We start from the raw sequence: 10,222 nt of genomic DNA, 5'->3' as shown, positions 1-10,222 counted from the left end.
GCTGAACCACAAGCGGTGGGCGCTCGGCCACCTGGAGCACGGGCTGCAGGAAGCCCAGTACGGCTACTGGGGGTTCTCACCGTGCAACGTGCCCGAGGGCGGCTACCAGGAGTACGGCGTGCAGTGGCTGGGCATCTCCGCGGAGGGCTACTGCTCGAACACCGACCGTACCTACGTGCCCTACGGCGAGGAACTGCCGCCGCCGTCGGCGTACACGAACGGCGTCGTCACGCCACACGCGGCGTTCCTGGCGATGCCGTTCCTCCGTACGGAGGCGATCCGCAACCTGAAGAACATCGCGCGCGACTTCGACGCCTACGAAGACGGCCTCGGCTTCTATGACTCGATCAACGTGGGCACCGGCCACGTCAGCGACCGGATGCTCTCCCTGGACCAGGGCATGGTCGCCGCGGCGCTCGCGCAGGTGCTCAAGCCAGGCCTGCTGCAGCGACCGTTCCGCACGGGTGCGTTCGCCCGTCGGCTGCGGCCGCTGCTCGCCCGCGAGAACTTCGGCATCGCGTGACCTGGAGGCTGAGATGACACCGTTCACACCGACCCGCCGCGCCGTCCTGACCGCAAGCCTCGCCACTGCCGCCGGCGCCGGGCTCAGCATGCCTTCGTCCGGCACGGCGTCCGCGCAATCCGCGACCGCCCAACCTGAGACCATCGCCGGACGATCGGGCGCCTCGAACACCTCCAGCGTGCCCGCGCCAGATGTCGGCTACGCGAACAAGCGGTTCCTGATCGACGGCGAACCGGCGCTGGTGCTGGCGGGCGAGATCCACTACTTCCGGCTCGACCGCGACGACTGGCAGTCCCGGCTCGACGAGGCCAAGGCCGCCGGGCTGGACACGATCGCCACGTACATCCCGTGGCTGTGGCACGAGCTGGCGGACGGCACGATCGACGTCACCGGCGAGAGCACGCCGGAGCGTGATCTCGGAGCGTTCCTCGACCTCTGCATCGAGAACGGCTTCCACGTCATCCCCCGGCCCGGCCCGTTCATCATGGCCGAGACCAAGAACAACGGCATCCCGCACCGGGTCTATGAGGATAACCCGGACGCCGTGCCGAGCGGCTGGGACGGCGACGAGACCCTGGCCCCCACGCTCGACTACCTCGCCCCGTCCTTTCTCGCCGAAGCCAAACGCTGGTATGAGGCGGTCATGCCGGTGATCGCCGAGCGGCTGCACCGGCCGGGTAGGCCCGGGGTCATCGCGGTTCAGCTGGACAACGAGATCGGGATGATCTCGTGGGTCGCCAACGCCCCGGACTTCACCGAGCACCTGCTGGAGGACTTCAACGCCTGGCTCGACGAAGAGTATGGCGATGGCCTCGGCGACCGCTACCCGTTCGCCGGCGCCTCGCGTGAGCAGCGAGACGAGGCGATCCAGGCACCCGACGACGAGTACACCGCAGCGCTCATGCACGACCTCGGCCGCTACAGCCGCGGCCGGTTCGCCCGCTACGCCGCCGAACTCCGCTCCTTCGCCGAAGAATCCGGTGTCAAGGACGTGCCGTTCATCATCAACATCCACGGCACGTCAGGCGGACGCGGCGAGCGGTACCCGATCGGCATCAGCCAGCTAGTCGAGACCTACTCCGGGGTCGACGGGATGATCTCGGGCGTCGACATGTATCTGGGCGAGCTCGAACTGCGCAACACACCGGACCTCTACCTCGTCAACGCGTTCACCGACGCGACGAACGACGACGACCAGCCGCTGACCTGTTTGGAGTTCGACGCCGGCCACGGCGACTACGGTCAGGCGCTGGAGGTGGCCTTCGACCCGTCGGCTCCCGACCTCAAGACGCGGATGTGCGTCGCCCAAGGCACCAGGCTGATCAACTACTACCTGTTCACGGGCGGTTTCAACCCGCCGCTGGACGAGCCGGTCGGCGACGGCAACGACCGGATCGGCACCACCGGGGAGCGGCACGGCTTCAACGCGCCGATCACCCCCGAAGGTGAGCGGAACCTCAGCTTCGAGCCGACTCGGACGGCGCTGCGGGCGGTCTCAACTCTGCGTGGCCGGCTGGCGGCCATGCGCCCTGAATACGACGCGGTCACGCTCGGGTTCGTCCCGGATCACTACCTGACCCAGTACCCGGCGCCCGGCCGCGATCAGGCACAGCAGGTGGTGAGCGATGTGGAAGGCTGGCGCGGTGCCGGTCCGCGCGGCGGCTCGCTGGCCCGGGCCATGCTGTTCTCCAATATCCGCTTCGGCAGCGTGAACCTGCAGGCCGGCGACCTGGACCCAGACCGGCAGCCGGTGCTGGCGCTGGCCGGGGCGGAGCATCTCGGCACCGAACTGCAAGAGCGGCTGGTGCGCTATGTCGAAGGCGGCGGCTCACTTCTTCTCGCCGGGAAGATGCCGGTCAAGGATATGGCCGCGCAGAAGAGCACGGTGCTGGCCGATGCGCTCGGCTTGAAAGCGACCGAGACGATCACCGGGGCGCCCGATTTCTTCCCCTCGGTGACTGCCCACGCATGGGCCGAGCCGCTGCCCGAAACCCGCGTGGGCCGAGCCCAGCTGTTCGAGACCGGCGGGTCCGCGACAGTGTTCCTCCGCGAGCTCAGCACCGGCGGCGCGTGCGGGATCGATGTGCCGCTCGGCGACGGCAGGGCAGTGGTGATCACCACCGACTACATCGTGGACCCCACCTTCTGGAACCGGGTCTTCGACGCGGTGGAAGCACGACCGGGCATCACACATTCCTCTTCGATGCCCGGCGTCTTCATCCTCTCGATGGCCGACGACGACGGCGGGCGGCTGCTGCATGCGTTCAACACCTCGGCCTACGAGACGACGTTCACCGCCGAGGAGGACGGGAAGCCGCTGTTCGGAGGTGAGTCGTTGCACCTGCCGGCACGGAGCGCGCTCATGCTGCCCGTCGGGCTCACTCTCGGTGGGGTGAACATCGCTTACGCCACGGCGGAACCCGTTGGGATCGGCGACGGCGAGGTCACTTTCCGCTCGGCCGGCAGCGAGGCCGTCGTCGTCGTTGACGGCGACGCGACCACCGACGACGACGCCGCCGAGCTGAGCCGGAGAAGTCGAGACACGCACATACGTACAGCCAGCCGCACGTTCACAGTCCGTCGCGCCGCGTGATCTCCAATGGAAGCGAAGCTCGCGTCTGGTGTGGCGTGTTCGGGTGAACAGCACGGGCCGTTATGGTGGACCGATGGCGTCGGTCAAGCACTTCCAAGTCACCTTCGACTGCGCAGAACCCGAGCGCGTCGCTCGTTTCTGGTGCGAGGTGTTGGGGTACGTCGTACCGCCACCACCGGAGGGGTTTGCTACCTGGGACGATTTCAACCGCTCGCAGCCGCCTGAGCATCAGGGTTCAGCGTTCGCCTGCATTGACCCCTCAGGTGTGGGCCCACGGCTGTTCTTCCAGCGCGTTCCCGAAGGCAAGGTCGTCAAGAACCGGGTGCATCTCGACGTGCGGGCCGGCACCGGGCTCGTCGGTGAAGAGCGTCTCGCCACACTCGAGGCCGAGTGCGCACGGCTCCTCGCGCTCGGCGCGACACATGTGCTGACACAACACGCCGACGAGCACAACGAGTCGTGCATCACGATGCAGGACATCGAGGGCAACGAGTTCTGTCTCGACTGAGCTCGTTGATCTTTCCCGTGACGCTGCTCCGAGGCGTCTCGCGGGCGCCAGTCAGCACTACCTGGTACCTTCAATGACGTGGGCGTACGTGTAGAGAAGACCGACCTGCCAGGGATCGGCGTGCGGCACGAGGTGTCGACCGCCTCGGGACAGCGCATCGGTGTCGTCGCGCACCATGACGGCCGCCGCGACCTGATCTACTTCGACCCCGATGACCCCGATTCCTGCAAGGCCTCAGTCCCGCTGACCGATAGTGAGGCAGAGGCACTTGCCGACGTGCTCGGAACATCGATCATGCTGAGCCAGCTCGCGAACATCCACGAGCACGCCGACGGTCTGCTCACCGAGCAGGTATCCATCCCGGCGGACTCCCCGTACGCCGGGCGGCCGCTCGGCGACACCCAGGCGCGCACCCGTACCGGCGTGTCGATCGTCGCCGTGCTGCGCAGCGACGAGGCGGTCCCGTCGCCCGGACCGGACTACGTACTCAGCGCCGGCGACATCGTCGTCGCCGTGGGCACCCGGAAAGGCCTCGACAAACTCGGAGAGCTCCTCTCCAACGGCGCGGCCTGACTCGGGGCACGTGCGGTGCACGACACCACCATGCTCCTCATCGAGGTCGGTGCGCTCCTCCTCGGTCTGAGCATGCTCGCACGGGTGGGTCGGCGGATCGGGATGTCGCCGATCCCGCTCTATCTGCTCATCGGTCTGATCTTCGGGCACGGCGGTCTCGTGCCGCTGGACGCGAGCGAGGAGTTCTTCGAGATCGGTGCCGAGATCGGCGTCATCCTGCTCCTGGTCATGCTGGGCTTGGAGTACTCGGCAAGCGAGCTCATCACCAGCATCCGTAAGTCCGCCCGGTCCGGTGTCATCGACGCATTGTTCAACGCGCTGCCGGGTGCGGCGTTCGCGCTGCTGCTCGGCTGGGGGCCGGTCTCCGCGGTGGCGCTGGCCGGCGTCACCTGGATCTCGTCGTCGGGCGTCATCGCGAAGGTACTGAACGATCTGGGCCGGTTGGGTAACCGGGAGACACCGGTCATCATCTCCATCCTGGTCATCGAAGACCTCGCGATGGCGTTTTACTTGCCCGTCCTGTCCACGCTGGTCATCGGTGCCGGGCTGGTCGAGGGCGCGGTCACCCTGGCGATCGCCGTCGGCGCCGTCCTCATCATCCTCTTCCTCGCGTTGCGCCACGGCCGGGCGATCTCCCGGCTGTTCTCCCCCAAGGACGCGGAGTCGCTCCTGCTCGGAGTGCTCGGCCTGACCATGCTCGTCGCTGGAGTCGCCGAACAGGTCAACGTCTCCGCGGCCGTCGGCGCGTTCCTGGTCGGTATCGCCATCTCCGGCCAGATCGCCCATCAGGCGACCCAGCTGCTAAGCCCGCTTCGTGACCTGTTCGCGGCGGCGTTCTTCGTCTTCTTCGGGCTGGCGACGGACCCGGCGGACATGGTCCCGGTCCTGCTGCCCGCACTGGCATTGGTCGTCGTCACCTCCGCCACCAAGATCGCCACCGGATACATCGCGGCCAAACGCGCCGGGATCGGCGTCCCCGGGCGGTGGCGCACCGGGTTCGGCCTCACCCCGCGCGGTGAGTTCTCCATCGTCATCGCCAGCCTGGCCGTCGGCTCCGGCGTCGAGCCACGACTGGCGCCGCTGGCTACCGCGTACGTGCTGATCACGGTCATCGCCGGGCCGTTGCTGACCCGCATTCCCGACTCCGAACGGTTCAAGGCCGCAGTCCGGCGACGCACGGCCGCCGCGCGTGTTCCCGTCGGCACCCCGTAACTCGGACGCCGGGCGCGACGTCCGTCCGTGCTGCTGTGTGCCGACGGGTACCATAGCCACGGAAACATCGGATGACTGAGGAGTGGTCGCATGGGCAACCTCGCGGGGATGACGGCAATCGTGACGGGCGGAGCGTCGGGCATCGGACTGGCCACGGCCGAACGCCTGACCGGCGAGGGGGCCCGGGTCGGAGTGCTCGATGTGAACCCGGACGCCGTCAAGGATCCGATGACCGGCTTCTACTGCGATGTCGCTGACGGTGCTTCCGTGCGGACAGCCGTCGACCGCGCCGCGGACGCTCTCGGCGGGATCGACATCGTGGTGAACAACGCGGGCATCGGCGCCATCGGCTCCGTGGAGGACCTCGACGATGACGAGTGGGCCCGCGTGTTCGACATCAACGTCACCGGCATGGCCCGGGTGAGCGCGGCCGCCCTGAATCACCTGCGACGATCCGAGCACGCGGCGGTGGTGAACACCTGCTCGATCGCCGCCACCGCGGGCCTGCCACAGCGAGCCTTGTACTCCGCCTCCAAAGGGGCTGTGCTCTCGCTCACCCGCGCCATGGCCGCCGACCACATCAACGACGGCATCAGGGTCAACTGCGTCAACCCCGGCACCGTCGACACTCCCTGGGTCAGCCGGCTGTTGGGCCAGGCCGACGATCCGGCCGCTGAGCGCACGGCGCTGAACGCACGTCAGCCCACCGGCCGCCTGGTCAGCGCGGAGGAGGTGGCGGATGCGATCGTCTACCTGGCCTCCCCCGCCGCCGGTTCCACGACCGGCACGAGCATCGCCGTCGACGGAGGCATGCAGGAGCTGCGCCTACGCCGTTGAACCGCGGCGGACAAGCCGGCCGGAGACGGATTCTAGTGTGTCGCGAAACTATGTGGCATCCTGCCGCTCCAGCCAACTCAAGATCGCTTGGTTTGCTTCATGAGGCCTTTCTTGCTGGATCCAATGGCCGCAGTCGAGATCGACCATTTCCACCTTGGGGACGAACTTTGTCAGGTTCTCAGCCCTCTGGACCGCGTCACGGTCGCCATAGATCATGAGGGCGGGCTGTTGGATGATCGGGTTCACATCCGCCAACAAGTGCCAGTTGCGGTCAAGGTTCCTGTACCAATTGATGCTCCCCGTGAATCCCGATTTTTCGAAGGCAGAGACGAAAACGGCCAACTCGCTGTCGCTCATCAAGGGCTCGCCCAGTGGTGTTTCTGCTCTGGCGAGATTGATCATTGCCATGCCTGGCTCGGGCTCTTTGAGGGGCTCGCTTTTGCGGTATAGGTTGCGAAGGAAGCGGAACGTGTTCTCTTCCAATATGGCGTCCGCCACGCCGGGCCGTCGATTGAAATGGACAAAATAGAAGTCGCCACCAAGCATTTCCTCCATGAACTCGAGCCAGGGCCGTTCTCCGCGCTCTTGGTAGGGCAAGCTCAGGTTGATCACCTTGTTTACACGGTTTGGATGCAGCAAGGTCAGCCCCCACACGACCATTGCACCCCAATCATGACCGACAAAGGTGGCATCTTCATATCCGTAGTGATCAAGAAGTGCCACAAGATCACCCGACAAGTGTTCAATGTCATAGGCTGTCACTTCGGTCGGACGGGATGAGTTGCCGTAACCCCGCTGGTTCGGGACGATGACATGGTAGCCCGCTGCGACAAGGACGGGCACCTGATGGCGCCAAGAAAAGGCATGCTCTGGCCACCCATGACACAGCACGATGGGTTTCCCGGCATTGCGCCGGCCTGCTTCAAAGACTTCAAGTTCCACGCCGTTGACTGGGATACGGACAGGCTTCGGAAAGTCGGATGGAATCACGGATGCTCCTTGGGGTTCATTGCCGATCCTGTGTACGGATTGACCGGTTGATCCGACCATAGGGAGCATTGCGGACACATCAAGTCCTAGATCGTTGGCAAACTGAAGAAATGCGGAACGATCCCACAGGTAGAGCGCTGCAGCTGCTGTCGCTCCTTCAGACTCATCGTTTCTGGCGCTGTGCCGAACTCGCCGCACGACTCGAGGTCACGGAGCGAACGGTGCGCCGTGACGTCGATCGCCTGCGCGACCTGGGCTATCCGGTCGATGCCACGTCGGGAAAATACGGGGGCTACCGACTGGCAACGGGGGCACACGTGCCGCCCCTGGTCCTCGACGACGACGAGGCCGTCGCGGTAGCCGTCGGACTGCGCTACGCCGCGGAGGCCGCAATCGGCGGCATCGAAGAAGCCTCGCTGCGCGCGCTGACGAAAATCGAACAACTCCTGCCCCATCGGCTACGCCGACGTGTGTCGGCGCTGCATTCGAGCGTCACTTCGATGCGACGGGCAGCCGACTACGACATCGTCGACCCCGAAGCGCTCAGTGTGCTCGCCGCCGCGTGTCGCGACCATGAGTACGTGCGTTTTGACTACCGGCGAGGTGACGGCGAGAGCAGCCGACGGCTCGTCGAGCCGCACCAACTTGTCACGGCAGGACGTCGTTGGTACCTCGTGGCATGGGACCAACATCGCTGCGACTGGCGCATGTTTCGACTGGACCGGCTCCGGGATCCCCGGCTGGCGGGCAGTCATTTCACGCCACGCGAGATCCCCGGTGGCGATGCGGCGGGCTTTGTCGCGAGTTCACTCGGCTCGACACCCCGTCACCTCGACGCGAAACTCGCCATCCACGCTACGTTCGCCGAACTCGAGGGTGTGCTCCGATGGATCGACCACACACCAATCGAGGTGGAAGCGGACCGCTGTCTAGTCCAGATCCGCAGCGAAGATCTCGGCCGGCTCGCTATGACGGTTGCTCGCATTGCGCTCACCGCTCCAGTGGTGGTCGTCGAACCAGCCGAGCTCGCCGACACCGTCAGGCAGCTCGCCATTCATCTCAGTGTCGCGCCATCATGACGAATAGATGGGGGTCGGGCGATCAGACCACTAGGTGCGCCATAGCAACAGCAGGGCACGGTCGTCTGCCTCCGACGAAGCGACCGCGTCGATGAGCCGGTGAGCCCCATTTCGGAAGCCCCGGGTGACCAGCCTCTCCGCCTCGCCCTGCAACTTGTCGATGCCGTCGCTCAGGTCACGGCGGGGCGCCTCGACGAGCCCGTCGGTATACAGCAGCAGCGCGTCGTTCGGCCGGAGCAGGCCGACCGTCGGCTCGTAGTGTTCTTTCTCGAGGACGCCGAGCAGGCTGCCGCTCGCATCAATGCTCTTCCACCGGCCGGACCCGGACTGGTAGTGGATCGCGGGAGGATGGCCGGCCGACCGGATCTCGAACTGTCCCGAGCTGAGATCGACGACGGCGTGCACCGCCGTCGCGAAACCCTCCGCCCATCGCTGACGGAGCAAGTACGCGTTGGCCGCGGGCAGGAACTCCGCCGGCGGCAGCGACCCGAGCAGCCCGCCGAGCGCACCCGAGAGCAGCAACGCCCGGGTTCCGGCGGCGTGGCCCTTGCCCGATACGTCGACCAGGGCGACCTCGAGGACAAGCCCTTCAGAGGAGCGAGCGGCGACCAGGAAGTCACCGGAGAACTGAGACCGGCCCGCGGAGCGATGGACCAGTTCCACTTCCCATCCATCAGGGAGTGCAGGCAGCTTGCCGTGTGCGGTCAGCCGGTCTCTGAGGTCGACCAGCATCGACTCGCCCGTGGTCCCGGTGACCCCCAGCCGGGCACGGGACCGGGCCAGGGCCAGCGACACGGCCGAGGCGATCAGCACGGCGATCGTCGCGCCGACGTACTCTCCCGTGACAACTCCGGCGATCCCCGCCGCCAGCAGGAAGCCGGCCGTGACCACGACGATCCAGCGCAGCAGGTAGAGCGAGAGGAAAACCCCGCCCAGCAGCACAGGTAGCACCAAGAGGCTCGCGGGGAAGGTTCCGGCCCAGATGACGGCGGCGGAGCCGAGCGGGATCGTGATACCGAGCAGGCCGGCCAGCAGTACGCCCTCGTAGGAGAGCCAATAATTGACCGTACGCAGGCCTCGCCGAAGCAGCGCGGTACCGTTGAACCGCGTCTGAGCTACCGGCGAGGTCTTCACACTTGTGACACTAACCGCATCCGCGCTGGTACAGAACCTACTTCGAGAATAATCGGCCACGTGGACCGCCGAATCGGACGGTCGGTGGATCTCGTCTGCACGCGGCACGTACCGTCGTCGCTATGGGAAGTCGAGACAAACGCGACGAGCAACGGCTGGACCAGGTCGACCGCCGCTCGCAGGTCAGCATCTCCCGCTCGACCCGGGCTCGCGATGTGTCGCGCCCAGACGCCACCCAGCTGACGGAGGCGCTGGAGAAGCTCGACTCCAGCGGCCTACAGCGGTTCCGGCCCACCGAGACCGGCCGGGTCAAGGCCGGGCCCGACTCCACCGGCGCTAACTCCGCGGAGAAGCCGCCGGAGTCTGCGGAAGAGGCGGAAGCTCCCGGGTCTGCTCATAGCGACTGAGCATGTCGATCCGGCCGGTGTGCCGTTCCTCCTGCGAGTACGGCGTCGCGAGGAACACGGTCACGAAACGGGTCACCTCGTCGAACGTGTGCATCCGGGCGCCGACCGAGACCACCTGGGCGTCGTTGTGCTCTCGTGCCAGCCGCGCGGTGTCCTCCGACCAGGCGAGCGCGGCACGCACGCCGGGCACCTTGTTCGCGGCGATCTGTTCGCCGTTGCCCGAACCTCCGAGCACCACTCCGAGGCTTCCCGGATCGGCGGCCACGGCCTCGGCCGCGCGCAGGCAGAACACCGGATAGTCATCGGCGGCGTCGTAGACGAACGGGCCGTGATCGACAACTTCGTGGCCCTCTTCCCGGAGGACCT

11 protein-coding genes are annotated in these 10,222 nt (G+C 66.5%); 8 read left to right on the top strand and 3 right to left on the bottom strand.

Annotation, left to right across the window (positions count from 1 at the left end; all coding sequences use genetic code 11):
- From ELR45_RS38530 to ELR45_RS20470, 6 genes are all read left to right on the top strand, one after another.
- A partial coding sequence (locus ELR45_RS38530; RefSeq protein WP_205856951.1) for a glucoamylase family protein occupies positions 1-523 on the top strand: 523 nt, incomplete at its 5' end.
- A gap of 13 nt (positions 524-536) precedes the next feature.
- Positions 537-3,116, top strand: coding sequence for a beta-galactosidase (locus ELR45_RS20490; RefSeq protein WP_129668020.1), 2,580 nt, complete (start codon positions 537-539; stop codon positions 3,114-3,116).
- A 73-nt stretch (positions 3,117-3,189) separates the two neighbouring features.
- A complete protein-coding gene (locus ELR45_RS20485) occupies positions 3,190-3,624 on the top strand; it encodes a VOC family protein (RefSeq protein ID WP_129668019.1) in 435 nt (144 codons plus the stop codon).
- Between the two features lie 78 nt (positions 3,625-3,702).
- Positions 3,703-4,197, top strand: a complete 495-nt coding sequence (locus tag ELR45_RS20480; RefSeq protein ID WP_129668018.1) for a cation:proton antiporter regulatory subunit — start codon at positions 3,703-3,705, stop codon at positions 4,195-4,197.
- Positions 4,198-4,212: 15 nt separating this feature from the next.
- On the top strand, positions 4,213-5,409 hold the full coding sequence (locus ELR45_RS20475) for a cation:proton antiporter (protein ID WP_129668017.1): 1,197 nt from the start codon (positions 4,213-4,215) through the stop codon (positions 5,407-5,409).
- Positions 5,410-5,499: 90 nt separating this feature from the next.
- The gene (locus ELR45_RS20470; protein WP_129668016.1) at positions 5,500-6,246 is read left to right on the top strand and encodes an SDR family NAD(P)-dependent oxidoreductase; all 747 of its coding nucleotides are present in this window, start codon (positions 5,500-5,502) and stop codon (positions 6,244-6,246) included.
- Positions 6,247-6,294: 48 nt separating this feature from the next.
- Here ELR45_RS20470 and ELR45_RS20465 read toward each other — a convergent pair whose 3' ends face one another.
- On the bottom strand, positions 6,295-7,236 hold the full coding sequence (locus tag ELR45_RS20465; RefSeq protein WP_205856950.1) for an alpha/beta fold hydrolase: 942 nt from the start codon (positions 7,234-7,236) through the stop codon (positions 6,295-6,297).
- A gap of 110 nt (positions 7,237-7,346) precedes the next feature.
- On the opposite strand from ELR45_RS20465, the gene ELR45_RS20460 reads away from it, so the two are divergent.
- The gene (locus ELR45_RS20460; RefSeq protein WP_129668015.1) at positions 7,347-8,315 is read left to right on the top strand and encodes a helix-turn-helix transcriptional regulator; all 969 of its coding nucleotides are present in this window, start codon (positions 7,347-7,349) and stop codon (positions 8,313-8,315) included.
- Between the two features lie 30 nt (positions 8,316-8,345).
- Here ELR45_RS20460 and ELR45_RS20455 read toward each other — a convergent pair whose 3' ends face one another.
- Complete coding sequence (locus ELR45_RS20455; RefSeq protein ID WP_205856949.1) at positions 8,346-9,449, bottom strand: PP2C family protein-serine/threonine phosphatase; 1,104 nt, start codon at positions 9,447-9,449, stop codon at positions 8,346-8,348.
- A 122-nt stretch (positions 9,450-9,571) separates the two neighbouring features.
- On the opposite strand from ELR45_RS20455, the gene ELR45_RS20450 reads away from it, so the two are divergent.
- Complete coding sequence (locus ELR45_RS20450) at positions 9,572-9,856, top strand: hypothetical protein (RefSeq protein WP_129668014.1); 285 nt, start codon at positions 9,572-9,574, stop codon at positions 9,854-9,856.
- Here the strand turns inward: ELR45_RS20450 and ELR45_RS20445 are convergent.
- A partial coding sequence (locus ELR45_RS20445; protein WP_240759926.1) for a ribose-5-phosphate isomerase occupies positions 9,786-10,222 on the bottom strand: 437 nt, incomplete at its 5' end. The two genes, ELR45_RS20450 and ELR45_RS20445, sit on opposite strands and share 71 nt — an antisense overlap.

This window comes from Phytoactinopolyspora endophytica (genome assembly GCF_004138495.1).
Classification (GTDB): Bacteria; Actinomycetota; Actinomycetes; order Jiangellales; family Jiangellaceae; genus Phytoactinopolyspora; species Phytoactinopolyspora endophytica.
The sequence above is the reverse complement of the archived record's forward strand: the minus strand, read 5'-3'. Positions and strand labels throughout refer to the sequence as shown.